This window comes from Streptomyces sp. iso_384, assembly GCF_056172905.1.
Map to the genome: position 1 here is coordinate 2,759,477 of NZ_JBWBTT010000001.1, position 24,620 is coordinate 2,784,096.

The 24,620-nt window shown below is 70.1% G+C and carries 25 protein-coding genes and 1 pseudogene; 22 read left to right on the plus strand and 4 right to left on the minus strand.

Annotation, left to right across the window (positions count from 1 at the left end):
- Positions 1-36 precede the first annotated feature (36 nt).
- Together AC0VY3_RS12165 and AC0VY3_RS12170 are read left to right on the plus strand one after the other, a co-directional pair.
- Entirely contained in the window at positions 37-747 is a 711-nt protein-coding gene (locus AC0VY3_RS12165) for an HAD family hydrolase (protein WP_475549594.1), read from the plus strand.
- Positions 748-1,070: 323 nt separating this feature from the next.
- On the plus strand, positions 1,071-2,669 hold the full coding sequence (locus AC0VY3_RS12170) for an ABC transporter substrate-binding protein (protein ID WP_103506985.1): 1,599 nt from the start codon (positions 1,071-1,073) through the stop codon (positions 2,667-2,669).
- 120 nt (positions 2,670-2,789) lie between these two features.
- On the opposite strand, the gene AC0VY3_RS12175 is transcribed toward AC0VY3_RS12170, so the two are convergent.
- Positions 2,790-3,461: a response regulator gene (locus tag AC0VY3_RS12175; protein ID WP_003970158.1), complete on the minus strand. Its 672-nt coding sequence runs from the start codon at positions 3,459-3,461 to the stop codon at positions 2,790-2,792.
- A gap of 9 nt (positions 3,462-3,470) precedes the next feature.
- A complete protein-coding gene (locus AC0VY3_RS12180; protein ID WP_475549595.1) occupies positions 3,471-4,316 on the minus strand; it encodes a RecB family exonuclease in 846 nt (281 codons plus the stop codon).
- 177 nt (positions 4,317-4,493) lie between these two features.
- Here AC0VY3_RS12180 and AC0VY3_RS12185 point away from each other — a divergent pair, with 177 nt between their 5' ends.
- From AC0VY3_RS12185 to AC0VY3_RS12195, 3 genes are all read left to right on the plus strand, one after another.
- On the plus strand, positions 4,494-5,744 hold the full coding sequence (locus AC0VY3_RS12185; protein ID WP_103506983.1) for a site-2 protease family protein: 1,251 nt from the start codon (positions 4,494-4,496) through the stop codon (positions 5,742-5,744).
- 72 nt (positions 5,745-5,816) lie between these two features.
- On the plus strand, positions 5,817-6,734 hold the full coding sequence (locus AC0VY3_RS12190) for a tRNA (adenine-N1)-methyltransferase (RefSeq protein WP_003970161.1): 918 nt from the start codon (positions 5,817-5,819) through the stop codon (positions 6,732-6,734).
- Positions 6,735-6,933: 199 nt separating this feature from the next.
- Positions 6,934-7,515, plus strand: a complete 582-nt coding sequence (locus AC0VY3_RS12195; protein WP_475549596.1) for a hypothetical protein — start codon at positions 6,934-6,936, stop codon at positions 7,513-7,515.
- 51 nt (positions 7,516-7,566) lie between these two features.
- Here the strand turns inward: AC0VY3_RS12195 and AC0VY3_RS12200 are convergent, their stop codons facing one another.
- Positions 7,567-7,878 carry a ferredoxin gene (locus tag AC0VY3_RS12200; protein ID WP_103506981.1) on the minus strand — a complete coding sequence of 104 codons (312 nt, stop codon included), beginning with the start codon at positions 7,876-7,878 and terminating at the stop codon, positions 7,567-7,569.
- Positions 7,879-8,119: 241 nt separating this feature from the next.
- On the opposite strand from AC0VY3_RS12200, the gene arc reads away from it, so the two are divergent.
- From arc to prcA, 6 genes and pseudogenes are all read left to right on the plus strand, one after another.
- On the plus strand, positions 8,120-9,886 hold the full coding sequence (arc, locus tag AC0VY3_RS12205) for a proteasome ATPase (RefSeq protein ID WP_030632382.1): 1,767 nt from the start codon (positions 8,120-8,122) through the stop codon (positions 9,884-9,886).
- A 235-nt stretch (positions 9,887-10,121) separates the two neighbouring features.
- On the plus strand, positions 10,122-11,633 hold the full coding sequence (gene dop, locus AC0VY3_RS12210; protein WP_103506980.1) for a depupylase/deamidase Dop: 1,512 nt from the start codon (positions 10,122-10,124) through the stop codon (positions 11,631-11,633).
- 129 nt (positions 11,634-11,762) lie between these two features.
- A complete protein-coding gene (locus AC0VY3_RS12215) occupies positions 11,763-11,981 on the plus strand; it encodes a ubiquitin-like protein Pup (RefSeq protein ID WP_003970166.1) in 219 nt (72 codons plus the stop codon).
- Positions 11,982-12,103: 122 nt separating this feature from the next.
- A pseudogene (locus tag AC0VY3_RS12220) lies at positions 12,104-12,296 on the plus strand (endonuclease domain-containing protein); the annotation flags it as partial.
- A complete protein-coding gene (gene prcB, locus AC0VY3_RS12225) occupies positions 12,248-13,093 on the plus strand; it encodes a proteasome subunit beta (protein WP_103506979.1) in 846 nt (281 codons plus the stop codon). The pseudogene AC0VY3_RS12220 and the gene prcB, both read left to right, overlap by 49 nt.
- 58 nt (positions 13,094-13,151) lie before the next feature.
- Positions 13,152-13,958, plus strand: coding sequence for a proteasome subunit alpha (gene prcA / locus AC0VY3_RS12230; RefSeq protein WP_103506978.1), 807 nt, complete (start codon positions 13,152-13,154; stop codon positions 13,956-13,958).
- A 42-nt stretch (positions 13,959-14,000) separates the two neighbouring features.
- Here prcA and AC0VY3_RS12235 read toward each other — a convergent pair whose 3' ends face one another.
- Positions 14,001-15,035 (minus strand): LacI family DNA-binding transcriptional regulator, encoded by a 1,035-nt coding sequence (locus tag AC0VY3_RS12235; RefSeq protein ID WP_103506977.1) that lies wholly within the window; start codon positions 15,033-15,035, stop codon positions 14,001-14,003.
- 135 nt (positions 15,036-15,170) lie between these two features.
- Here AC0VY3_RS12235 and AC0VY3_RS12240 point away from each other — a divergent pair, with 135 nt between their 5' ends.
- The 11 genes from AC0VY3_RS12240 to AC0VY3_RS12290 all read left to right on the plus strand — a co-directional run bounded on the left by AC0VY3_RS12240 (position 15,171) and on the right by AC0VY3_RS12290 (position 24,558).
- A complete protein-coding gene (locus tag AC0VY3_RS12240; protein ID WP_475549597.1) occupies positions 15,171-16,430 on the plus strand; it encodes an MFS transporter in 1,260 nt (419 codons plus the stop codon).
- A 9-nt stretch (positions 16,431-16,439) separates the two neighbouring features.
- Positions 16,440-17,801 (plus strand): Pup--protein ligase, encoded by a 1,362-nt coding sequence (pafA, locus tag AC0VY3_RS12245; RefSeq protein WP_475549598.1) that lies wholly within the window; start codon positions 16,440-16,442, stop codon positions 17,799-17,801.
- A gap of 178 nt (positions 17,802-17,979) precedes the next feature.
- Positions 17,980-18,963, plus strand: a complete 984-nt coding sequence (locus AC0VY3_RS12250) for an FKBP-type peptidyl-prolyl cis-trans isomerase (RefSeq protein WP_475549599.1) — start codon at positions 17,980-17,982, stop codon at positions 18,961-18,963.
- Between the two features lie 64 nt (positions 18,964-19,027).
- Positions 19,028-19,399, plus strand: coding sequence for an FKBP-type peptidyl-prolyl cis-trans isomerase (locus tag AC0VY3_RS12255; protein ID WP_103506974.1), 372 nt, complete (start codon positions 19,028-19,030; stop codon positions 19,397-19,399).
- 163 nt (positions 19,400-19,562) lie between these two features.
- Positions 19,563-20,516, plus strand: a complete 954-nt coding sequence (locus AC0VY3_RS12260; protein ID WP_103506973.1) for a helix-turn-helix transcriptional regulator — start codon at positions 19,563-19,565, stop codon at positions 20,514-20,516.
- A gap of 13 nt (positions 20,517-20,529) precedes the next feature.
- Positions 20,530-21,486, plus strand: coding sequence for a helix-turn-helix transcriptional regulator (locus tag AC0VY3_RS12265; RefSeq protein WP_030583605.1), 957 nt, complete (start codon positions 20,530-20,532; stop codon positions 21,484-21,486).
- Positions 21,487-21,508: 22 nt separating this feature from the next.
- Positions 21,509-21,853, plus strand: a complete 345-nt coding sequence (locus tag AC0VY3_RS12270; RefSeq protein ID WP_181010688.1) for a hypothetical protein — start codon at positions 21,509-21,511, stop codon at positions 21,851-21,853.
- Between the two features lie 65 nt (positions 21,854-21,918).
- On the plus strand, positions 21,919-22,116 hold the full coding sequence (locus AC0VY3_RS12275; protein ID WP_030088268.1) for an SUI1 family translation initiation factor: 198 nt from the start codon (positions 21,919-21,921) through the stop codon (positions 22,114-22,116).
- A gap of 218 nt (positions 22,117-22,334) precedes the next feature.
- Positions 22,335-22,631, plus strand: a complete 297-nt coding sequence (gene tatA, locus AC0VY3_RS12280; RefSeq protein ID WP_030088270.1) for a Sec-independent protein translocase subunit TatA — start codon at positions 22,335-22,337, stop codon at positions 22,629-22,631.
- Between the two features lie 49 nt (positions 22,632-22,680).
- Positions 22,681-23,646, plus strand: coding sequence for a twin-arginine translocase subunit TatC (tatC, locus tag AC0VY3_RS12285; RefSeq protein WP_103506972.1), 966 nt, complete (start codon positions 22,681-22,683; stop codon positions 23,644-23,646).
- 18 nt (positions 23,647-23,664) lie between these two features.
- Positions 23,665-24,558 (plus strand): diacylglycerol kinase, encoded by an 894-nt coding sequence (locus AC0VY3_RS12290; RefSeq protein WP_103506971.1) that lies wholly within the window; start codon positions 23,665-23,667, stop codon positions 24,556-24,558.
- The last annotated feature ends 62 nt before the right edge of the window (positions 24,559-24,620 follow it).

The following is a 24,620-nucleotide window of genomic DNA, read 5'->3' on the forward strand; positions in this document are numbered from 1 at the left end:
GGCCGGCCTTCTCGTCCCTTACGGAAGGTGTGCCGGATGACCAGTACGGTCCCCGCGTCCTTGACCCGCACGGCCGAAGGCGCCGCCCTGCAGGCGGTCCTTCTCGACATGGACGGAACCCTGGTCGATACCGAAGGCTTCTGGTGGGACGTCGAGAAAGAGGTCTTCGCCGGTCTCGGGCACCGGCTGGACGAGTCCTGGCGGGACGTGGTCGTCGGCGGTCCGATGACCCGCAGCGCCGGCTACCTCATCGACGTCACCGGCGCCGACATCCGGCTGGACGAGCTGACGGTGCTGCTCAACGACGGCTTCGAGAGCCGTATCGCGCGCGGCGTGCCCCTGATGCCCGGGGCCGAGCGGCTCCTCGCCGAACTGGGCGCCTACGAGGTGCCCACCGCCCTCGTCTCGGCCTCGCACCGCCGGATCATCGACCGGGTGCTGGAATCGGTGGGCCGTCACCACTTCGCGCTCACGGTCGCCGGGGACGAGGTCGCCCGCACCAAGCCCCACCCCGAGCCGTATCTCGCAGCCGCCGCGGGCTTCGGCGCCGCCCCCTGGCGCTGCGCCGTCATCGAGGACACCGCGACCGGCGTGGCCGCCGCCGAGGCCGCAGGATGCCGGGTCGTCGCCGTACCGTCCGTCGCCCCCATCGCGCCCGCGGCCGGACGCGTGGTCGTCGGCTCCCTCGAAGAGGTCGACCTCGCCTTCCTCCGCAAGCTCATCACCGGAGCGGGCGGAACGGGCTGACGTACAACGATCGCCCATGCGAACCGGCGTCCGGTTGTGAACGAACAGCGGATTTTCTGCTTCCGCCCGTGTGCGTTCCGGCAACATTCCATGGATGAGGATCAGCCACCAGGCGCATATGTGAAGAGGCTGGACGCGTGACCTTCCTCACCCGGAAGCCTCCCGGGGCCCGCCGGGATCGGGTGAGCTGTCCGTAATCGTGTTCGTATGTCGCCCGCTTCGGCCGCCGGGGGAGCGTGAGCCGCCCTCCGCGCGGTCGGAGGCGGCCACCGGCGGCTACTAACTTTGATTCCTCACCTGCCGGGATGAGGGAGAACGCCCAGATGAACCGCAAGACCCTGGTGCTGCCGGCCGTTGTCGGCCTGCTCGCCCCCGTGCTCGCCGCCTGCGGCAGCGCGGACAGCGGCGCCGGTGGCAACGGAGCCATCGTCGTCGGCACCACGGACCAGCTCGTGGCCTCCAAGGAGAACCCCGCGCCGCTCGACCCGGCCATCGGCTACGAAGCGGGCGTCTGGAACGTCCTGCGGCAGACCGTGCAGACCCTGACCGCGGTGCCCAACGGCGGCGGCGAGCCGGTGCCCGAGGCCGCCCGCAGCTGCACCTTCACCGACACCGCGAACGAGAGCTACCGCTGCACCCTGCGGGCGGGCCTCACCTTCGCCGACGGGACGCCCGTCACCGCCGAGGACGTGAAGCACTCCATCCAGCGCGTCATCGACATCGACTCGGACAGCGGGCCGGTCGGCCTGCTCTCCAACATCGACATGATCGAGACGAAGGGCGACGACCAGGTGATCTTCCACCTGAACACGCCCGACGCGACCTTCCCGTACAAGCTCGCCACCCCCGCCGCCGGCATCGTCCCGAAGGCGCAGTACCCGGCGAAGGAGGCGCGCACCGGCTTCCAGGTCGACGGCTCCGGCCCGTACACCATGAAGCCGCAGATCGAGGACGGCCGGGTCGTCAAGATCGCCTTCACCAAGAACCCCTCGTACAAGGGCGAGCTGAAGGTGCTCAACGACAAGATCGAGATGGACCTCTTCCCCGACGCCGAGGCCATGGGCAAGGCGCTCGACGAGAAGAAGATCCACATGATGACCCGGGCGATGTCGCCCGAGCAGGCCCACGACATGCTCGTGGAGCCGAAGGAGGGTGTCGAGCTCACCGAGATGCCCGGCCTGGCCATCAGCTACCTCGGGTTCAACACCAAGGACCCCGTGGTCAACAAGTCCGTCCGGCAGGCCATGGCGCAGATCATCGACCGGGGCGAGATCGCGGGCAAGGTGTACGGCACCACCGCCGAACCGCTCTACTCGCTGATCCCCTCCAGCATCGCCGGGCACACCAACGCCTTCTTCAACAAGTACGGCGAGCCCAGCACCGCCAAGGCCGCGACGATCCTCCGCGACGCCGGGATCAAGACGCCGGTGAAGTTCACCCTGCACTACACCAACGACCACTACGGCTCGGCCACCGCCGAGGAGTTCAAGGCGCTCCAGCAGCAGCTGAACAGCTCCGGCCTCTTCGACGTCTCCGTCAAGGGCAAGGAGTGGTCGAAGTACCGCCCCGAGCAGAAGCGCGGCGACTACGCGGCCTACGGCATGGGCTGGTTCCCCGACTTCCCGGACCCGGACAACTACACCGCGCCCTTCCTGGACGCGAACAACTTCCTCAACTCGCCCTACCGCTCGCGCGAGGCGCAGAAGGTCCTGATCCCGCAGTCCCGCCGCGAGGCCGACCGCACCGCCGCCGCCATCACCTACGAGAAGCTCCAGGACATCGTCGCCACCGATGTGCCGGTCCTTCCGATCTGGCAGGGCAAGCAGTACGTCGCCTCCCGTGACGGCATCGCCGGGGTGGAGCGCTCCGTCAGCGCCACCTCCGAACTCCAGCTCTGGGAGCTCAACCGGCCCAGCGTCTGAGACCCGGCCGGAAAGCCGTCCGGCCCCCCTCCTGGAAACAGGACGGACGGGCCGGACGGCTTCGTCGTACAGGTGCTTCGTCGTACGGGGACGAGGTGCCGGATGCCGGAGCGGGGGCCGCTACTGCGCGCCGGGGCGCACCAGCCCGCTCTCGTACGCGTACACCGCGGCCTGCACCCGGTCGCGCAGGCCCAGCTTCGTGAGCACATGGCCCACATGCGTCTTGACCGTCGTCTCGCTGACGAACAGATCCGCCGCGATCTCCGCGTTGGACAGCCCCCGTGCCACCAGCTTCAACACCTCGACCTCACGGTCCGTCAGCGTGTGCAGGGCGTCCGGCACCGGGTCCTCACCGGACGGCAGATGGTCCGCGTACTTGTCGAGCAGCCGGCGCGTGATGCTCGGCGCGAGCATCGCCTCGCCCGCCGCCACCACCCGGATCGCCTGCACCAGCTCGGCCGCCGGAGCGTCCTTCAGCAGGAAGCCGCTCGCCCCCGCACGCAGCGCCTCCACCACGTACTCGTCCAGATCGAAGGTGGTCAGCACCAGCACCTTCGCCGGGCCGTCCTTCCCGGGGCCGGTGATCTGACGGGTCGCCTCCACCCCGTCCATCCGCGGCATCCGGATGTCCATCAGCACCACATCGGGCTGCAGCGCCCGCACCTGATCGATGGCCTGCAGACCGTCACCGGCCTCACCGACCACCGCCAGATCGCCTTCGGCCTCCAGAATCATCCGGAAACCGGTGCGCAGCAGAGGCTGGTCATCGACCAGAAGGACGCGGATCGCCACAGGAACTCCTTAAGGGCCCTCAAGGGCCACGGCTCGGCCGGCCTCGGCCCGGACCGGTCCCATTCTGCCCTGGCCATCCTCACCCGGGTCCGCCGGGCGGACCGACAGCGGATAGACCGGGGGAGTCCCGCCGAATTCCGGACACACCGCCCGGTGGTCGCACCAGCCGCACAGCTTCGTCGGGCGGGGCCGCCAGTCACCGGTCTCCGTCGCCAGCGCGATCGCGTCCCACAGCGCCAGCAGCTTGCGCTCCACCCGCTCCAGGTCCGCGATCACCGGGTCGTACGTCATGACGTCCCCGCTGCCCAGATAGACCAGCTGGAGCCGGCGCGGCACGACGCCCTTCAGCCGCCAGATCACCAGCGCGTAGAACGTCATCTGGAACAGCGGCCCGTCGGAATACTCCGGCCGCGGCGCCTTGCCCGTCTTGTAGTCGACGATCCGGACCTCACCGCTCGGCGCGACGTCCACCCGGTCGATCACCCCGCGCAGCCGCAGCCCCGACTCCAGCTCCGTCTCCACGAACAGCTCGCGCTCCGCCGGCTCCAGCCGCGTCGGGTCCTCCAGCGAGAACCACCGCTCCACCAGCTGCTCCGCCTCGCCCAGCCAGCGCGTCAGCCGCTCGCCCTCGGTGTCCTTTGCGAACAGCTCGCCCAGCTCCGGCCTCGACTCCAGCAGCCGGTCCCACTGGCCCGGAATCAGCGCCCGCGCCCGCGGCGCCGTACGGTCCGCCGCCGGGGCGTCGAAGAGCCGCTCCAGCACCGCATGGACCAGAGTGCCGCGGGTAGCCGCCTCGCTGGGCCTCTCCGGCAGCCTGTCGATGACCCGGAAGCGGTAGAGCAAGGGGCACTGCATGAAATCGCTCGCCCGCGACGGCGACAGGGACGAAGGCGGCCGAGGCGGCCGCGGCACGGAAGTCATGTCTCCAGACCCTACGGCCCGCCACTGACAGTCAGCGGCATACCATCGACGGCAGACCCTCGCACACTGCATGATCGTGGCAAAGGCCACTCACCGAACCGAAGGGACCCCGTGGACGAGAGCGGCGACAGCGGGCGGCCGCAGCCCGGCGCAGGGGGAACGGCCCCCGGCACCGACCCCGACAACGGCAAGCCGAAACGCCCCGCGGAACCCGGCGGCGGCCTGCTCATGGGCCGTCCCTTCGGCGTGCCCGTCTACGTCGCCCCCAGCTGGTTCGTCGTCGCCGCACTGATCACCTGGGTGTTCGGCGGCCAGCTCGACCGCGTGCTGCCCGAGCTGGGCGCCGCCCGTTATCTCGTCGCGCTGTTCTTCGCCATCGCCTTCTACGCCTCCGTGCTCGTCCACGAACTGGCCCACACGGTCGCCGCCCTGCGCTACAAGCTCCCGGTCCGCCGCATCCAGCTCCAGTTCTTCGGCGGCGTCTCGGAGATCGAGAAGGAGAGCGAGACACCCGGCCGCGAGTTCGTCCTCGCCTTCGTCGGACCGCTCCTGTCGCTGGTCCTCGGCGGCGTCTTCTACGGTGCGATGCAGTTCGTCGAGCCCGGCACGGTCCCCGGCGTCCTGCTCGCGGGCCTGATGATCTCCAACCTCATCGTGGCCGCCTTCAACCTGCTGCCCGGCCTGCCCCTCGACGGCGGCCGGATGCTCCGCGCCGTCGTCTGGAAGATCACCGGCAAGCCCATGAGCGGCACCATCGCCGCCGCCTGGGTCGGCCGCGGCCTCGCCGTCGTCGTCCTCGTCGGACTGCCGCTGCTCACCCACACCGGAGCGCTCGGCGGCTCCGCCCAGGACATCGGCGGCGTCGAGACCGTCATGGACGCGCTGCTCGCCGCGATTCTCGCCGGCATCATCTGGACCGGCGCCGGGAACAGCCTGCGGATGGCCCGCCTCCGCGAGCACCTGCCCGACCTCCGGGCCCGCACCCTGACCCGCCGCGCCGTTCCCGTCGAGTCCGCCACCCCGCTCTCCGAGGCGCTGCGCCGGGCCAACGAGGCGGGCGCCCGCGCGCTGGTCGTCGTCGACGGGCAGGGCGACCCCAAGGGCGTCGTCCGTGAGGCGGCCATCGCCGGCGTCCCCGAACACCGCCGCCCCTGGGTCGCCGTCAGCGGCCTCGCCCAGGACCTCACCGACGGCATGAAGGTCCCCGCGGAACTGGCCGGCGAAGCCCTCCTGGACCGGCTCAAGGCCACCCCCGCCACCGAATACCTGGTGGTCGAGGAGACCGGCCAGATCTACGGAGTCCTCTCCACCGCCGACGTGGAGCGCGCCTTCGTCAAGGCCATGGCCCGCCCCGAAGCCTGACCGCCCTCCCGGCCCTTCGCCGCCGAGGCCCTGGGCGGTCGGCGGGCCCGGAATCACCGGTAGGCTGGTCACATGTCTGAACCGACCGGTGCCGCCCGCCGACGCGGGCCCTTCAAGGTCGGGGACCAGGTACAGCTCACCGACCCCAAGGGCCGCCACTACACCTTCACGCTCGAAGCCGGAAAGAACTTCCACACCCACAAGGGTTCTTTCCCGCACGACGAGCTGATCGGTGCTCCCGAGGGCAGTGTTGTCCGAACCACGGGAAACGTCGCCTACCTCGCGCTGCGCCCCCTGCTCCCCGACTACGTCCTGTCCATGCCCCGCGGCGCCGCCGTGGTCTACCCCAAGGACGCGGGGCAGATCCTGGCCTTCGCCGACATCTTCCCCGGCGCCCGCGTCGTGGAGGCCGGGGTCGGATCCGGCTCGCTCAGCACCTTCCTGCTGCGCGCCATCGGTGAGCAGGGCATGCTGCACTCCTACGAGCGCCGCGAGGACTTCGCCGAGATCGCCCAGCAGAACGTCGAGCGCTACTTCGGCTCGCCGCACCCCGCCTGGCAGCTGACCGTCGGCGACCTCCAGGACAACCTCTCCGACACCGACGTCGACCGCGTCGTGCTGGACATGCTCGCCCCCTGGGAGTGCCTGGAGGCCGTCTCCAAGGCCCTGGTGCCCGGCGGCATCCTCTGCGCCTACGTGGCCACCACCACCCAGCTCTCGCGCACCGTCGAGTCCATCCGCGAGATCGGCTGCTTCGCCGAACCGCAGCCCTGGGAGTCGATGATCCGCAACTGGCACGTGGAGGGCCTCGCCGTCCGCCCCGACCACCGGATGATCGGCCACACCGGCTTCCTGGTCACCGCCCGCCGCCTCGCGGACGGCGTCGAGCCGCCGCTGCGCCGCCGCCGCCCCTCCAAGGGCGCCTACGGCGAGGACTACGAGGGACCGGGCAGCCAGAGCCGCGGAGGCTCCGCCGCCGACCGCGGCTGACCCGGACAACGCACCGGCGCCGCCGCGCAGTTCCCCGACCGACCGGGGAACTGCGCGGCGGCGCCTTTTCGTTGAGACCCTCATTCGTCGATACCCCGCCGTTCCACCCGGGTGTGAGGTGTGGCACGATGCTGGCCACCCCGCAGGGGTGTTCCCACCCCCTCACCGGGCTTCCAGGAACCATCAGGAGACATACCGCGTGCAGACCCCCGCGCTCCCGGAGCTCGCCCACACCGCCGCCAAGCCGGTGCACTGGCTCGCCACGGCCGCGGCGATGGCGGGCGTCGTCGCGCTGGCAGGGCTGCTCCAGCCCCGTACGGCCACCGCGACCGCCACGGCCCCCGAGCAGCGGACCACCACGCAGCACGGCGCTCCGGTGCCCGCCCCGGACCCGGCCGGGGTGGACTTCCCGCTGGAGTGCGGCGGCGCCGGGACGACGGTCGCCGAACAGGCCCCCGGGGACCTCGACGGCGACGGGCGGCCGGAAACCGTCGCCGTGGTGCACTGCGCCGCCGGATCGGGCTCCCCGCCCGGCGGCATCTACGTCCTGACACAGGCGAGCGGGGCCGCACCCCGGGTCGTGGCGACCCTGGTGGACCCCGCTGACAAGAAGACGGTCGGGGACTTCGCCGTACGTGACGGCGTCGTCTCGGCGACCCTCCTCGGCTACTCCTCGCTCGACGTCCCCCGCTGCTGCCCCGACCAGGAGGAACAGGCCTCCTGGCGGTGGAAGGGGAAGGCGTTCGTCCGCACCTCCGGAGACCTCGCCCGCAGCGTCTGAGCGACGCTTCACGGCTCCGCTCCCGCTGTCCGGGCGGTGGGCCCCGGCCGGCTAGTCGGCGTCCGGCCCGTACACCTCGACGTTGTCCTTGACGCGCCGCACATGGATGCAGTCCCCGGGGCACTCCTTGGCCGAATCCACGACGTCCTGGAGCAGCGGCAGCGGCACCGGAGTGGTCGCCCCCGGGTCCTGCAGCAGCTCGTCGTCGGAGCTCTTCACATACGCCAGGCCGTCGATGTCCAGCTCGAAGACGTCGGGGGCGTACTGCACACAGATGCCGTCGCCCGTACAGAGGTCCTGGTCGATCCAGACCTCCAGGTCCTGCGTGTCACTGTCGCCCGGCGAGTCCTGCTGCACGGTCATGTGTCCTGCCGTTCCTGCGTATCCGAACCAAATGGAGCCAAGCCCTGACGGGTGTTGAACAGTTCGACGATACAACCGGCGGCTTTCCGGTGCCGAAGGGTGGGTATTCCCTTGACGTGAGGGAGAGCGCAAGGGTGAAGATCGGACACACCCCGCAGTCTTTGTGATCTAGGGGTTTCAATCACCACCCACCCAGGTAGGGTCAGGAAGCGTCCAGCTCCCCATGGAGGAGGTGAGGACCGTGGCAGCCCACGACGACGACATCAACCGCGGCATCCGGCCCGCGCGAGGGTCAGAGGACCCAGCCGGCCAGGTTGCCTATCTCGAGCAGGAAATCGCCGTCCTGCGACGTAAGCTCGCCGACTCTCCGCGTCATACGAGGATTCTCGAAGAGCGGATCGTCGAGTTGCAGACGAACCTGGCAGGCGTGTCCGCACAGAACGAGCGGCTCGCCAACACGCTCCGTGAGGCGCGTGACCAGATCGTGGCCCTCAAGGAAGAGGTCGACCGGCTCGCGCAGCCGCCGGCCGGCTTCGGCGTCTTCCTGCAGGCCAACGAGGACGGCACCTGCGACATCTTCACCGGGGGCCGCAAGCTCCGGGTGAACGTCAGCCCCAGTGTCGAGCTCGAGGACCTCCGGCGTGGCCAGGAGGTCATGCTCAACGAAGCGCTCAACGTGGTCGAGGCCATGGAGTTCGAGCGGGCCGGGGACATCGTCACCCTCAAGGAGATCCTCGAGGACGGCGAGCGTGCCCTGGTGGTCGGGCACACCGACGAGGAGCGGGTGGTGCGGCTCGCCGAGCCGCTGCTGGACATCACCATCCGCGCCGGCGACGCCCTGCTCCTGGACTCCAGGTCGGGTTACGTCTACGAGGTGGTGCCCAAGAGCGAGGTCGAGGAGCTCGTCCTCGAAGAGGTCCCGGACATCGACTACGACAAGATCGGCGGCCTGGGCGACCAGATCGAGCTGATCCGCGACGCGGTCGAGCTTCCGTATCTGCACCCCGACCTCTTCAAGGAACACGAGCTGCGCCCGCCGAAGGGCATCCTGCTCTACGGACCGCCCGGCTGTGGCAAGACCCTCATCGCCAAGGCCGTCGCCAATTCGCTCGCCAAGAAGGTCGCCGAGGTCACCGGGCAGCCCGCGGGGAAGAGCTACTTCCTCAATATCAAGGGCCCCGAGCTCCTCAACAAGTACGTCGGCGAGACCGAGCGGCACATCCGCCTGGTCTTCCAGCGTGCGCGGGAGAAGGCGAGCGAGGGTACCCCCGTCATCGTCTTCTTCGACGAGATGGAATCCCTCTTCCGCACCCGCGGCAGCGGCGTCAGCTCGGACGTGGAGAACACCATCGTCCCGCAGCTGCTCGCCGAGATCGACGGGGTGGAGGGCCTGGAGAACGTCATCGTCATCGGCGCCTCCAACCGCGAGGACATGATCGACCCCGCCATCCTGCGCCCCGGCCGTCTCGACGTGAAGATCAAGATCGAGCGTCCGGACGCCGAGGCGGCGAAGGACATCTTCGCGAAGTACCTGACCCCGTCGCTCCCGCTGCACGCGGACGACCTCTCCGAGCACACCGGCTCGCGGGAGGCCGCCGCCCACGCCATGATCCAGTCGGTCGTGGAGCGGATGTACACGGAGTCCGAGGAGAACCGCTTCCTCGAGGTCACGTACGCCAACGGCGACAAGGAAGTCCTGTACTTCAAGGACTTCAACTCCGGCGCGATGATTCAGAACATCGTCGACCGGGCAAAGAAAATGGCCATCAAGGCATTCCTGGAACAGGGCCAGAAGGGGCTGCGGGTGGCTCATCTCCTGCAGGCCTGCGTGGACGAGTTCAAGGAGAACGAGGACCTGCCGAACACCACCAACCCGGACGACTGGGCCAGGATTTCCGGTAAGAAGGGTGAGCGGATCGTCTTCATCCGCACACTCGTCACCGGAAAGCAGGGCGCGGACACCGGACGCTCCATCGATACGGTGGCCAATACCGGCCAGTACCTGTAATACGCGGACCGGCTGCGGAAGTCCTCAGGGGCCTCCGCAGCCGGTTGCATTCCCCCGTTCCGGCCATGCCGGAACAATGTCGTAATGGAGCTCCCCACCGGCGCAGAGGCGCTCTAGGCTCTGCGGTACCGCCGAGTCGCGCAGTGCGGTGACGGGCACCGCACACGCACCGGACACAGCAGCGGTACTTGAGCGTCGCTCCCGGACGGGACCGACGCCGGGCAAGGAGGGCCGCATGACCGTACGGCGAGTAATGGGCATCGAGACGGAGTACGGGATCTCCGTCCCCGGCCACCCCAACGCCAATGCCATGCTCACCTCGTCCCAGATCGTGAACGCCTACGCGGCGGCGATGCACCGGGCGCGACGCGCCCGCTGGGACTTCGAGGAGGAGAACCCGCTGCGCGACGCGCGAGGCTTCGACCTCGCCCGTGAGACCGCCGACTCCAGCCAGCTCACCGACGAGGACATCGGCCTGGCCAATGTCATCCTCACCAACGGCGCCCGGCTGTACGTCGACCACGCGCACCCCGAATACAGCTCCCCGGAGATCACCAATCCGCGTGACGCGGTGCTCTGGGACAAGGCCGGCGAACGGATCATGGCGGAGGCCGCCGAGCGGGCGGCCGCCATCCCCGGCGCCCAGCCGATCCACCTCTACAAGAACAACACCGACAACAAGGGCGCCTCCTACGGCACGCACGAGAACTACCTCATGCAGCGGGAGACGCCGTTCTCGGACATCGTGCGCCATCTGACGCCGTTCTTCGTCTCGCGCCAGGTCGTCACGGGCGCGGGCCGTGTCGGCATCGGCCAGGACGGCCATGAGCACGGCTTCCAGATCAGTCAGCGCGCCGACTACTTCGAGGTCGAGGTCGGTCTGGAGACCACGCTCAAGCGACCCATCATCAACACCCGGGACGAGCCCCACTCCGACGCGGAGAAGTACCGCCGGCTCCATGTGATCATCGGCGATGCCAACCTCTCGGAGATCTCCACCTATCTCAAGCTCGGCACCACGTCCCTGGTGCTGTCCATGATCGAAGACGCCTTCATCAACGTCGACCTCGCGGTCGACCAGCCCGTACGCACCCTGCACCAGGTCTCGCACGACCCGGAACTGCGGCAGCTGATCACGCTCCGCAGCGGCCGGACACTCACCGCGGTCCAGCTGCAGATGGAGTACTTCGAGCTGGCCCGCAAGTACGTCGACGAGCGGTACGGCGCGGACGCCGACGAGCAGACCAAGGACATCCTGACCCGCTGGGAGGACACCCTCAACCGGCTGGAGACGGATCCGATGAGCCTGTCGGGCGAGCTGGACTGGATCGCCAAGCGGGAGCTCATGGAGGGCTACCGCCGCCGCGATTCGCTGGACTGGGACGCCCCTCGGCTGCATCTCGTGGACCTCCAGTACGCGGACGTGCGGCCCGACAAGGGCCTCTACAACCGTCTGGCGGCCCGCGGGAAGATGAAGCGCCTCCTGGACGAGGACGACGTCACCAGGGCCCGTGCAAAGCCTCCGGAGGACACCAGGGCCTACTTCCGGGGCCGCTGCCTGGAGCAGTACGCCGACGACGTGGCGGCGGCCTCCTGGGACTCGGTGATCTTCGACCTGCCGGACCGCGACTCGCTGCAGCGGGTGCCCACCCTGGAGCCGCTGCGCGGGACGAAGGAACACGTCAAGGACCTGCTGGACCGCTGCCGTACGGCGGAAGAGCTGGTCCGGACGCTGTCGGGCGGCTGAAAGGCCTCCGGGCTGGGAATCAATCACCCGAGGCCCGGACGTTGAACAACTACCGGGCCAAATGTCGGACCCCGTGGGTAGGGTCTGATCAAGAGCTTCGATTGCTTCGAACCGAGCGGGGTGAGCTACATGGCGACCAAGGACACCGGCGGCGGACAGCAGAAGGCGACGCGTTCCACCGAGGAGGTCGAGGAGCAGGCGCAGGACGCGCAGGCGTCCGAGGACCTCGCGGAACGCCAGGAGAAGCTGAGCGACGATGTCGACTCGGTTCTGGACGAGATCGACGACGTCCTCGAAGAGAACGCCGAGGATTTCGTGAGGTCATTTGTTCAAAAGGGTGGGCAGTAGTTCACCAGTGTGAACGGTGAGTAACGGGGGAGGGGTGACGGTGCCCGCCACGGCGTGCGCCGTCACCCTGCCCGCCGACCCGGGGGTCGTTTTCCGGCCCCGCCGGATCGGTGCGGATAACCCCCGCCGAACATGTGGATCACTCCCGCCGGGCGGGTAGGGTCCGTGGCGTAGCTACTTGCTTCAACTGCAATTCGGCCATCGGCAAGTTGGGGGATGATCCTGACTTTCTTGCGCAGGGCCATCGCATACCTGGAGGGAAACGCGTGGAAGCCAACACTCGTAGCACCGGGCGTCTACCAGCTGCCTTCCTGACGCCGGGTTCGTCCTCGTTCATGGACTTCCTGTCCGACCAGTCGCCCGAGATGCTCCCGGGCAACCGGAGCCTTCCGCCGCTCCAGGGGGCCATCGAGGCGCCGCACGGGACGACCATCGTCTCGGCGTCCTTCCCGGGCGGTGTGGTCCTGGCCGGTGACCGGCGCGCCACCATGGGCAACATGATCGCGCAGCGCGACATCGAGAAGGTCTTCCCGGCCGACGAGTACTCGGCGGTGGGCATCGCCGGCACCGCCGGACTGGCCGTGGAGATGGTCAAGCTGTTCCAGCTGGAGCTGGAGCACTTCGAGAAGGTCGAGGGCGCCCAGCTCTCCCTGGAGGGCAAGGCCAACCGGCTCTCCACCATGATCCGCAGCAACCTCGCCATGGCCATGCAGGGCCTTGCCGTGGTGCCCCTCTTCGCGGGTTACGACGTCGACCGCGACAAGGGCCGCATCTTCTCCTACGACGTCACCGGCGGCCGCTCCGAGGAGACCGGCTACGCCGCCACCGGCTCCGGGTCGATCTTCGCCCGTAACGCCATGAAGAAGCTCTACCGCGAGGACCTGACGCAGGATCAGGCCCTCACCCTGGTCGTACAGGCGCTGTACGACGCGGCGGACGACGACTCGGCGACCGGCGGCCCGGACGTGGCCCGCCGCATCTACCCGATCCTCACCGTCATCACCGACGAGGGTTTCCGGAGGCTGACCGACCAGGAGTCCGCCGAGATCGCGCGCTCCGTCCTGGAACGCCGACTCGAGCAGCCCGACGGCCCGCGCGCCGCGCTGCTCTGATCCGGACCCCGAGCCTCCCCAGACGCACTCGTCACTGACAGAAAGGGACGGATAGCCGGTGTCGACGCCGTTCTATGTCTCACCCCAGCAGGCCATGGCCGACCGGGCGGAATACGCCCGCAAGGGCATCGCCCGTGGTCGCAGCCTCGTTGTGCTGCAGTATGCCGACGGCATTGTGTTCGTCGGCGAGAACCCGTCCCGTGCGCTGCACAAGTTCAGCGAGATCTATGACCGGATCGGCTTCGCGGCCGCCGGCAAGTACAACGAGTACGAGAACCTCCGCATCGGCGGTGTGCGCTACGCCGATCTGCGCGGATACACCTACGACCGCGACGATGTGACGGCCCGTGGGCTGGCCAACGTCTACGCCCAGACGCTCGGCACCATCTTCTCCAGTGCGGCCGAGAAGCCGTACGAGGTGGAGCTGGTGGTCGCCGAGGTCGGCAGCGAGGCCGAGGGCGACCAGATCTACCGGCTGCCGCACGACGGTTCGATCGTGGACGAGCACGGCTCGGTCGCGGTCGGCGGCAACGCCGAACAGATCAGCAGCTTCCTCGACCAGCGCCACCGCGACGGCATGACCCTCGCCGAGGCGCTCAAGCTGGCCGTCCAGGCGCTCTCACGGGAGCCGGGCGGTGGCGAGCGGGAGATCCCCGCGGAGCGGCTGGAGGTCGCGGTCCTGGACCGCACCCGCCCCCAGCAGCGCAAGTTCAAGCGGATCGTCGGCCGTCAGCTGGCCCGGCTGCTGGACACGGAAGCCGCGGCCAGCACGCCCACGGACGCCCCGTCCGACGCCGAGGACGGCGACTCCACCGATACGGACACCGGCGGCGCGTCCGGCTCCGCGGAGGAGACGGAGAAGTAGGCAGCACCTCGGGTGCCCCCGGGCCGCTGCCCGGGGGCACCGTCATGTCCGGGCGGCGGGCGGCGGCGCCGTGGAGCCGCGTACGACGAGGCGGACCGGCAGACCGCCCGGCCGGGCGGGGCGGCCGTCCAGCACAGCGAGCAGCGCCTCCATGCCCCGCTCGCCGACCTGCTCGGCCGGCAGCCGCACCGTGGTCAGCTCCGGTTCCAGCGCGGTGGCCAGCGCCAGGTCGTCGAATCCGGTGACCGACAGCTCGTCCGGCACCCGCAGCCCGAGTCTGCGGGCCGCCTTGCAGGCGCCGGCGGCCAGGACATCGTCGTCGCAGACGATCGCGGTGGGCCGGGCCCCGGTGGCTGCCAGCGCCTGTTCCACCGCCTCGCGCCCCGCCCGTACGTCCAGCGGGGCCCGCACCGTGCGCACCGTCGCGTCCCCCGCCGCGCCCAGCGCGTCGTGCAGCGCCCCGGCACGCACCGCGAACGTCCAGGTGTCCACGGCGGACGCCAGATGCAGGAAGCGGCGGTGGCCGAGGCCCAGCAGATGGTTCGTCACCTGCCGCATCCCGTCCGCGATGTCGAGGTTCACATGGGCGGCGGGCCCGGTGTCCGAAGGGTCGCTGTCCAGCATCACCAGCGGCAGATCCGCCCCGTGCAGCGCGCCCAGCGCGTCGGCGGCCATCGAGGACGCGATGACCCCGTCCAGCGCCGCGCGGGCCGAGGCGAAGGGATCCCGGGCCGGTCCCGTGCCGTCGGGCGAGGGGTAGAGCACCACGCCGAAGTCGTGCTCGGCGGCGAGCGCCGCCGCCCCGGCGTACACCCGCGCGAAGAACTCGTTGGTGAGCGCCGGAACCACCAGCAGCGCCGTCCTGGTGCTGCCGAGCCGCAGACTGCGGGCCGCCAGATTGGGCCGGTAGCCGAGCTCCGCCGCCGCGTCCCGGACCCGCTGGGCGGTGACCTCCGACACTCTGCCCGGCCACTTCCCCCCGAGCACCAGCGAGACCGTCGCCTGGGAGACGCCCGCCGCACGGGCCACGTCACGGCTGGTGGGCCGGGCGGGGACGGGCTGCTGCGCGCTGGTCACTCGTGCCTCCGTGCGGGATGTTCCGTAACGCCGCGAGGTGGACCCGCGAACTGCGCACATGGTACGTATGAGCCTCGACGTTATACGTAACACCTCGGTGGGCGGCACGGTCGGCCGGGGCGGAGAGGGGCGGGAATGGCCGCGGGATATCTGGACATCCTCCGGGCGCGGCATGCCGCCCGGCTGCTGACGGGCACCCTGGTGGGGCGGCTGCCCAACGGCACCGCGCACATCGCGATCGTGCTGTTCACCCGGGCGGAGGGCGGCAGCTACACCCTGGCCGGCGCGCTCGCCGCCGCGTACGGTCTGGCCACCGCCGTCGGGCAGCCGCTGCTCGGCCGCGCGGTGGATCTCTACGGACAGCCGCGCGTCCAGCTCCCGGCCGCCGTGCTCTCCGCGCTCGGCATGGCCCTGCTGGCCCTCAACGGCCTCGACTCGCTCCCGCTGGCCTACCTCGCCGTCATCATCGCCGGAGTCGCCACACCGCCGCTGGAGGGCGGCCTGCGGGCTCTGTGGCCCAGCGTCCTCAAGGGCGAGGGCCAGGTGCACCGGGCCTACGCCATGGACGCCGTGGCGCAGGAGATCATGTTCACCGTCGGACCGCTCCTGGTGACGCTGCTCGTCTCGCTCTGGTCCCCGGCCGCCGCCCTGCTCGTCATCAACGCCATCGGCGTCCTCGGCGCGCTCTCGGTCGTCCTGTCCGAGCCCTCGCGCACCTGGCGCTCCGCACCTCGCGAGGCGCACTGGCTCGGCGCCCTGCGCTCGCCCGGACTCCTCGCCCTGCTCGGCGCGTTCTTCTTCGTCGGACTCGCGCTCGGTTCCATCACGGTGGCCGGGGTGGCCTACGCCGACGACCACGGCCGGGAGTCGGTGTACGGCTGGCTGATGGCGGCGCTCGGCCTCGGAGCGCTGATCGGCGGTCTGGCGTACGGGGCGCGGCAGTGGGCCGGTGCGCCGGAGAAGCGGCTGCGGGTCATCGTCGGGCTGCTGGCGCTGGGCTATCTGCCGCTGACGCTCACCCCTTCCGTGCCCGTCATGACCGCCTTCGCCGCCCTCGCCGGAGTGTTCCTCGCACCGGCCATCGCCTGCTCCTTCATCGTGGTCGACCGGCACGCGCCGCGCGGCACGGTGACCGAGGCGTTCTCCTGGCTCGTCACCACGTTCGGCGTAGGCGCGGCGGCCGGCACGGCCGCCGCCGGACCGGCCGTCGAACTCGGCTCGACCGCCTGGAGCTTCGCCGTGGCGGGGGCCGGGGGAGTGGCGGCCCTGGTGGTTCTCCTGTCCACCGGGAGGGTGCTGGCGGCTCCCGCCCGTACGGCCGCCGTCGTGACGGGATCGGAAAATGATCGAAACGGTGCCGTCGAACCCGGTTTCAGCTCGGGCCATAAGGCGTAATGTTCAGTCATGGACCGCCGCATTTTCGGGCTGGAGAACGAGTACGGCGTCACGTGCACGTTCAGGGGACAGCGCCGACTGTCACCTGACGAAGTGGCGCGCTACCTCTTCCGCCGTGTTGTGTCATGGGGCCGCAGCAGCAACGTCTTTCTGCGGAACGGCGCCCGCCTCTACCTCGACGTGGGATCGCATCCGGAATATGCAACCCCCGAATGCGACAACGTGACCGAACTGGTCACGCACGACAAGGCGGGCGAGCGCATTCTCGAAGGCCTGCTCGTCGACGCCGAACGCCGCCTGCACGAGGAGGGAATCGCGGGCGACGTCTATCTCTTCAAGAACAACACCGACTCGGCGGGAAACTCCTACGGCTGCCACGAGAACTACCTCGTGGCCCGGCACGGAGAATTCTCCCGGCTCGCGGACATCCTCATTCCGTTCCTCGTCACCAGGCAGCTGATCTGCGGCGCGGGCAAGGTGCTCCAGACCCCGCGCGGCGCGGTCTACTGCGTCAGCCAGCGTGCCGAGCACATCTGGGAGGGCGTCAGCTCCGCGACCACCCGCTCCCGGCCGATCATCAACACCCGCGACGAACCCCACGCCGACGCCGAGCGGTACCGCCGTCTCCACGTCATCGTCGGTGACTCCAACATGTCCGAGACGACCATGCTGCTCAAGGTCGGCGCCACCGACCTGGTGCTCCGCATGATCGAGGCGGGCACGGTGATGCGCGACCTGACCCTGGAGAACCCGATCCGGGCGATCCGCGAGGTCAGCCACGACCTCACAGGGCAGCGCAAGGTGCGCCTGGCCAGCGGCCGGGAGGCCTCGGCCATCGAGGTGCAGCGGGAGTACTACGAGAAGGCCGTGGACTTCGTCGAGCGCCGGGGCATCCGCACCGGCCACGTCGACCAGGTCCTGGAGCTGTGGGGCCGCACCCTGGACGCGATCGAGGCCGAGGACCTCGACCGGATCGACACCGAGATCGACTGGGTCATGAAGTACAAGCTCATCGAGCGGTACCGGGCCAAGCACAACATGACCATGTCGAACCCACGGGTCGCCCAGATAGACCTCGCCTACCACGACATCCACCGCCGCCGAGGGCTCTTCTACCTCCTGGAGCGCAAGGGGCAGACCGCCCGCATCTGCAACGACCTGAAGATCTTCGAGGGCAAGTCGGTGCCCCCGCAGACCACCCGGGCGCGGCTGCGCGGCGACTTCATCCGCCGGGCCCAGGAGCAGCGGCGGGACTTCACCGTCGACTGGGTCCACCTCAAGCTCAACGACCAGGCGCAGCGCACGGTGCTGTGCAAGGACCCGTTCCGTTCCGTGGACGAGAGGGTGGAGAAGCTGATCGCGGGCATGTGACCGGGCCCGCCCGCGGGGCATTCGCGGGGCATTCGCGGGGGGCCCGCGGGAAAAGGGACACATTGTACGCCGGGGCGGACCAGCCCCGGCGTACAGCCGTGTCGGGACCCGTGATGCCGCTGGGGCGAAGTCGTAGAGTGGCGGGAGTGCCCGGAGCCCCCCTACGCGAGTTGGACTGATGATCCCCACGAAAACTGCCCGGCGAGCCACCGCCGTACTGGTCGTGCCCGCTCTGTTGATCACTGCCGCCGCCTGCGGTTCCGATTCCAAGGACGACGCCGCACCGAAGAAGTCGGGACCCGTCGCCGAGGTGACCGGGAAGTTCGGTGCCGAGCCCAAGATCGAGATCGCCAAGGACGCCAAGGTGGCCGACGAGGTCGTCGCGGACGACGTCTCGACCGGTGACGGCGCCGAGGTGAAGAAGGGCGACATCGTCCGTCTGGACTTCGCCGGCAACATCGAGGCCCTCGGCTCCACCTGGGCCCAGCGGCAGGGCGCCGACCCGAAGGCCCCGCGCGCCCAGGTCGTGCAGGAGGTCGGCCAGCAGGGTCAGATGCTGCCGACCAAGGTCGCGGACGCGCTGGCCGGCCGCAAGGTCGGCAGCCGGGTCCAGGTCGAGGGCACGGCCCAGGCGATCGTCGGCGATCAGCTGAACCCGCAGTCCGGCATCAAGCCCACCGACCCGCTGGTCTGGGTCGTCGACATCGTCAACGCCAAGAAGGTCGACAAGAAGGGCGAGGCGAAGGGGACCCAGGCCGCGAGCGAGGCCGGGATGCCCGAGGTGAAGGCCGCCTCGCAGAAGGCCGCGACGATCACCATCCCCAAGGGTGAGAAGGCTCCGAAGGACCTTCAGGAGCAGGTGCTGATCAAGGGCGACGGAGCCGCGGTCAAGGCCGGTGAGGGCCTGGTCGTCCAGTACACCGGCGTGAAGTGGGAGGACGGCGAGAAGTTCGACTCCTCCTGGGACCACGGTGGCGCGAGCGCCTTCCCGATCGGTGTCGGCGGTGTCATCCAGGGCTGGGACAAGGGTCTCGTCGGCAAGCACGTCGGCGACCGCGTCCTGCTGACCATCCCGCCGAACCAGGCCTACGGCGCCGACCCGTCGAGCCAGCTCGCCAAGAACAACCTGGTCTTCGTCGTCGACATCCTCGGTACTGTCTGAGCGACGGGGCGACCCGTGCAAGACTTGTGGGGTTTGTCCCCACGATTCTTTTAGGAGCAGCGCAGTGAGCATCGAGAAGCCCGAGGTCGACTTCCCGGGCGGCGAGCCGCCGGCCGATCTGGAGATCAAGGACATCTGGGAGGGCGACGGCGCGGTGGCCCAGGCCGGCCAGGACGTCTCCGTCCACTACGTGGGCGTGTCCTTCTCCACCGGCGAGGAGTTCGACAGCTCCTGGAACCGCGGCACCCCGCTGCAGTTCCGGCTCGGTGGCGGCCAGGTCATCGCCGGCTGGGACAAGGGCGTTCAGGGCATGAAGGTCGGCGGCCGTCGCCAGCTGACCATCCCCGCGCACCTCGCCTACGGCGACCGCGGCGCCGGCGGCAAGATCGCCCCCGGTGAGACGCTGATCTTCGTCTGCGACCTCGTCGCGGTCTGATCCGTTCCGGTTCTGCGCATGAGGGCCCCCGCCGCACGGCGGGGGCCCTCATCGCTGTCCGGCGGCGCCCTCCACCGCTCGGCGGACCGCGGTCCGGCTTTGGTCCCGACACCCCGGGGGCGGTACGGTCGGCGGTCGTAGAGCAACAAGAGAAAGGGCGTCGATGGCGATTGCCAAGGCCGAGCGGTTGATGAACCTCGCGCTGTGCCTGCTGGGGACCCGGCGCCCGCTCAGCAAGCGCGAACTCCGCGGATCCATCGAGGCCTACCTCGAAGCGGGCTCCGACGACTCCTTCAACCGGATGTTCGAGCGCGACAAGGACGATCTGCGCGAACTCGGCCTCGTCATCGAGACCGTGGAGAACCTCGACGGCGACACCGGCTACCTGGCCCGCCGCGACAGCAACCGACTGCCCCCCATCACCCTGGACGCCGAGGAGGCCGCCGCCCTCGGTCTCGCCGCCAAGGTCTGGCAGCAGGCCCGCCTCGCCGGAGCCGCCAGCGGCGCCCTGCAGAAGCTGCGCGCCGCCGGAATGCCCGAGGCCGAGGACGCCTACGAGGTGCACAGCGCCCTCGAACCCCGCATCCCCGTCCACGAGGCCGCCTTCGAGCCCCTGATGCTGGCCTGCCGCGACCGCCGCCCCGTCACCTTCGACTACCGCAAGGCCAACTCCGCCCGCGCCGAACAGCGCCAGGTCGAACCCTGGACCCTCGAATGCTGGCGCGGCCACTGGTATCTGGCCGGCTGGGACCGCGAGCGCGGCGCCGAACGCGTCTTCCGGCTCTCCCGCATCACCGGCAAGGTCCGCTCCCGCGCCGGAGCCTTCAGCGCCGAGGTGCCCGACGCGGTCACCGTCCGCGAGACCGTCGAGAGCTGGGCCGGGGAGACCGCGACCCGGACCGCCCGGATCAGGCTCCGCGTCGGAGCCGGCTACCCGCTGCGGTCGCGCGCGAGCGCCGTCCGGGAACGCGGCGACGGCTGGGACGAGCTGGAGATCCCGTACGGACACGGCCTCGACGCCTGGCTCGTCGAGTTCGGCCCGGACGTCGTCGTGGAGGAACCCGCCGATCTGCGGGCCGACGTGGTGGACCGGCTCCGCGCCGTGGCCAAGGACTAGGGACAGGGAAACGATGGCCACGAACGCGATCGACCAGACCCGCCGGATGCTGTCCCTGGTGACGTATCTGCGCGAGCGCCCCGGCGCCCACGTCCAGGACGTGGCACGGGCCTTCGGGATCACCGAGGACGAGCTGATCTCGGACCTCGACGTCCTGCCCATGTGCGGCACCAGCTTCCGCGGCGGCGACCTCCTCGACATCGACACCGACGGCGACCGCATCTGGTGGCACAACCCGGACGACGTCGCCGAGCCGCTCCGGCTCGCCGCCGACGAGGCCACCGCGCTGCTCGTCGCCGCCCGCGCCGTCGCCACCCTGCCCGGCCTGCGCGAGAGCGACCGGCTGGCCCTCGTCCGCGCCACCGCCAAGCTGGAGACGGCCGCCGGCGAGTCCGGCGCGGCCAGCTCCCGGCTCTCGGTGACCTTCGAGGCCGAGGGAGGCGTCTTCGCCGACGTCGACCGGGCCATCTCCGAGCGCCGCCGGCTCTGGCTGCGCTACTACTCGCCCGCCCGTGACGAACTCACCGAGCGCGAGGTCGACCCGATCCGGCTCTTCGCCGTCGGCCACACCTACATGGAGGGCTGGTGCCGGCTCTCCGAGGCCCGCCGGACCTTCCGGCTGGACCGGGTCGCCGAGATCCGCCTCCTCGACGCCCCCGCCGCCCCGCCCGAGCTGGAGCTGCGCGACCTGTCCGCGGGGTTGGTCCAGCCCGCCGCCGAGGACCCGGAGGTCGTGATCGAGGTCGGCACCGGCGGCCGCTGGGTCGCCGAGTACTACCCGCACGACTCCGCCGAGGAACTCCCCGACGGCGGCCTGCGGATCACCCTGCGCACACCGGATCCGGCCTCGCTGCGCCGGCTCGCCCTGCGCCTCGGCGGCGACGGCCGCATCGTCACCCCGCCGGAGCTCGCGGACAGCGCCCGCGCGGCCGCCCGCGAGGCGCTCGCCGCCTACGAGGACGCGGTCTGAGGGCCCGGGGAGGGAGACGACGATGAACCGGACGACCCTGTTTCCGGCCGCCGACGGAGCCCGCCCGGAGGCTCTGCCCGCCACCGGGATACGCCCGGCTCCCCTGCCCGGCAGCAGCACCGGTCCCGTACCCGTACCGGTGCCCGCCGCCGTACGCTTCCGGGCCGCCTGCCCCGACTGCCGCGGGCGCTTCGAGCTGGCCGCCGCCGCACTGCGCCTGGCGATCGGCGCCACCCGCCGCACCACCTTCTACACCTTCACCTGTCCCGAGTGCGGCGCCTCGGTCCGTAAACCGGCCGGGGAGCGCATCATCGAACTGCTCACCGGCGGCGGCGTGCGGACCCTGCGCCTGCACACCGCCCTGTAGCGCCCGCCCCCTGTGGCGTCCGACCACGGCGCCCGCGGGAAGCCCGTAGGAAGAGGCACCGCCGTATGTTCTGGCCCATGCTCGCCATCGCCCTCGGATTCCTGGGCATCGCCGTGCTCGGTGTCCTCGGCATCAAGGTCTTCGTCGAGGCTCGGCGTCTCGGCCGCCAGGTCACGGTCACCACCGAGCGGATCAACCGGGCGTCGGAGGACCTGGAACGGGCAGCCACCCGCCTCGCGGCCACCGGTGACGGCCTGCGATAGCGGGCCCGGGGGCCTGATGTTCGACAGCACCGGGGGGTACGCTGCATGGGTCGGCCCAGGCAGGGAGGTGCGGGCCGCAAGCCGGAGTACGCACGGGCATTGCCTCGCGTTTACTCCCGCGGGTTACGATCGCTGCCAAGCGCAACGATCGGACGTATGCCCGGTCGAACGGGTAGCGAGCCCACCCTCCAGCCGCCTCAGTGAGAAGGAAGTCGCACATGATCGGCAATCTGAAGCCCCTCGAGATCGTTCTGATCATCGCGGTCATCCTGCTGCTCTTCGGTGCCAAGAAGCTTCCCGACATGGCGCGTTCGCTCGGCAAGTCGGCCCGCATCCTCAAGAGCGAGGCCAAGGCCATGAAGAAGGACGACGCGGCGACCGCGACTCCCACCACGGAGACCGTCGACGACACGGTCCCCCCGCAGTCCACCACCGCGCGCACCATCCAGGCCGCCCCGGGAGACGTCACCAGCTCCCGCCCGGTCAACGAGGCCAAGCCCACCACCCAGAGCTGACCGCTGACGCGCTCCGCCGACAGCCGCCGCACGAGACGAGGGAAGTGGGTTGCTCAAGTCTGCCCGCAAGCAGGAGAAGGACGACGAAGGGCGGATGCCCCTCCTCGATCACCTGCGTGAGCTGCGTAACCGGCTGCTGAAGGCCGTGCTGGCGATCATCGTGGTGATGATCGTGGCGGCGTTCTACCAGAAGGAGATCTACGAGTTCCTTCTGGCTCCCATCCAGGAGTCCGTCGGCTGCAAGAACGGCGTGGTCACCACCGTCGACGGCAAGTCCTGTGCGCTGCTGAAGACGGACACCCTGATCGGACCGTTCACCAACGCGCTCAAGGTCGCGCTGATGTCCGGTGTCCTGCTGGCGACCCCGGTCTGGCTCTACCAGCTCTGGGCGTTCGTCGCTCCGGGTCTGCACAAGGGCGAGAAGCGTTATGCCTATGCCTTCGCGGTCGTCGGCGCACCGCTCTTCGCCGGCGGCGCGTACCTCGCCTACGCGATCCTGCCGCAGACCGCCGAGATCATGCTCGGGTTCAGCCCCGACGATGTGCAGAACCAGATCGGGCTCGACAGCTATCTGGATCTGCTCGTCCGCATGGTGATCGTTTTCGGGCTCGCCTTCGAGCTGCCCCTGCTGCTCATCGCGCTGAACATGACAGGCATCGTCTCCGGGAAGCGGATGCTCACCTGGTGGCGCGGCATGATCGTCGGCCTCACCGCCTTCGCGGCCATCGCCACCCCAGGCGGCGAGCCCATCTCGATGCTGCTGCTGGCCGGTCCGCTCGCGCTCCTCTACTTCATCGCCGTCGGCTTCTCCCTGCTGAACGACAAGCGCCGCAACCGCAACAACCCCGACGCCGAGCTCAGCGACGACGAGGCTTCGGATCTCGATCTGACGCCCGAGCCCGTCGAAGGTGTGGAGCCTGTCGCGGCCCCGCGCCGGGCGCTTCCGGAGCAGGCATCCGGTGAGGCGGACGGATCCGGATCACAGCGGCTCAACGGTTACGACGACATCACCTGACCTTGTAGGGTCCGGCGGGTGACCAGCGAGATCACCCTCTTCGTCAATCCCACCGCAGGACGCGGCCGGGGCGCGCACGCCGCGCAGCCGGCCGCTTCCGCGTTGCGGGACGCCGGATTCTCCGTCCGTACGGTGCTGGGCGAGGATGCCGACGACGCCCTGCGCCGGGCCCGCGAGGCCGTCGCGGCGGGGACCGGGGCACTGATAGCCGTGGGCGGGGACGGGCTGATGTCCCTCGCCCTCCAGGCCGTCGCGGGGACGAGTACGCCGCTGGGCGTCGTCGCCGTCGGCACCGGCAACGACTTCGCCCGCGCGCTGGGGCTGCCGATCCGCGACCCGGCCGCCGCCGGACGGCTGGCCGCACGCGCGCTCAAGGAGGGCGGCCACCGCGACATCGACCTCGGCCGGGTCGGGGACCGATGGTTCGGCTCCGTCCTCGCCTCCGGGTTCGACTCCCGGGTCAACGACCGGGGCAACCGGATGCGCTTCGTCGGCGGACGGTTCACGTACGACCTCGCGATCCTCGCCGAACTGGCCGCCTTCAGGCCGATCCCGTACCGGATCCGGCTCGACGGGGGAGAGGCCCGCGAGATCGAGGCCACGCTCATCGCGGTGGGCAACGGGACCACGTACGGCGGGGGCATGCGGATCTGCGCCGACGCCGAGATGGACGACGGGCTCTTCGACGTGACCGTGGTGGGGGAGTGCACCCGAACCACGCTGCTCAAGGTCTTCCCGAAGGTCTACCGGGGCACGCATCTGAGCCACCCCGCCGTCACCGTGCACCGGGTCTCCTCGATCGGGCTGGCGGCGGCCGGGGTCACGGCGTACGCGGACGGCGAACCGCTGGGCGCGCTGCCGCTCACCGCCACCTGCGTACCGGGTGCCGTGCGGGTGCTCACCGGGCGCTGAGCGGGGTGCCGGGCCGGGTGCCGGGCGAGGGGCGGATCCAAGGGCATTTAAAGATCGCGCTG

Bases quoted from the DNA above. Each gene is read 5' to 3' on its own strand.
- AC0VY3_RS12275 (WP_030088268.1), top strand. From the start codon at position 21,919: ATGTTCTGGCCCATGCTCGCCATCGCCCTCGGATTCCTGGGCATCGCC.
- AC0VY3_RS12180 (WP_475549595.1), bottom strand. From the start codon at position 4,316: ATGCAGTGCCCCTTGCTCTACCGCTTCCGGGTCATCGACAGGCTGCCG.
- AC0VY3_RS12250 (WP_475549599.1), top strand. From the start codon at position 17,980: ATGATCCCCACGAAAACTGCCCGGCGAGCCACCGCCGTACTGGTCGTG.
- AC0VY3_RS12170 (WP_103506985.1), top strand. From the start codon at position 1,071: ATGAACCGCAAGACCCTGGTGCTGCCGGCCGTTGTCGGCCTGCTCGCC.
- AC0VY3_RS12240 (WP_475549597.1), top strand. From the start codon at position 15,171: ATGGCCGCGGGATATCTGGACATCCTCCGGGCGCGGCATGCCGCCCGG.
- AC0VY3_RS12270 (WP_181010688.1), top strand. From the start codon at position 21,509: ATGAACCGGACGACCCTGTTTCCGGCCGCCGACGGAGCCCGCCCGGAG.
- AC0VY3_RS12190 (WP_003970161.1), top strand. From the start codon at position 5,817: ATGTCTGAACCGACCGGTGCCGCCCGCCGACGCGGGCCCTTCAAGGTC.
- AC0VY3_RS12165 (WP_475549594.1), top strand. From the start codon at position 37: ATGACCAGTACGGTCCCCGCGTCCTTGACCCGCACGGCCGAAGGCGCC.
- AC0VY3_RS12215 (WP_003970166.1), top strand. From the start codon at position 11,763: ATGGCGACCAAGGACACCGGCGGCGGACAGCAGAAGGCGACGCGTTCC.
- AC0VY3_RS12200 (WP_103506981.1), bottom strand. From the start codon at position 7,878: ATGACCGTGCAGCAGGACTCGCCGGGCGACAGTGACACGCAGGACCTG.
- AC0VY3_RS12265 (WP_030583605.1), top strand. From the start codon at position 20,530: ATGGCCACGAACGCGATCGACCAGACCCGCCGGATGCTGTCCCTGGTG.
- dop (WP_103506980.1), top strand. From the start codon at position 10,122: ATGACCGTACGGCGAGTAATGGGCATCGAGACGGAGTACGGGATCTCC.
- tatA (WP_030088270.1), top strand. From the start codon at position 22,335: ATGATCGGCAATCTGAAGCCCCTCGAGATCGTTCTGATCATCGCGGTC.
- pafA (WP_475549598.1), top strand. From the start codon at position 16,440: ATGGACCGCCGCATTTTCGGGCTGGAGAACGAGTACGGCGTCACGTGC.
- AC0VY3_RS12260 (WP_103506973.1), top strand. From the start codon at position 19,563: ATGGCGATTGCCAAGGCCGAGCGGTTGATGAACCTCGCGCTGTGCCTG.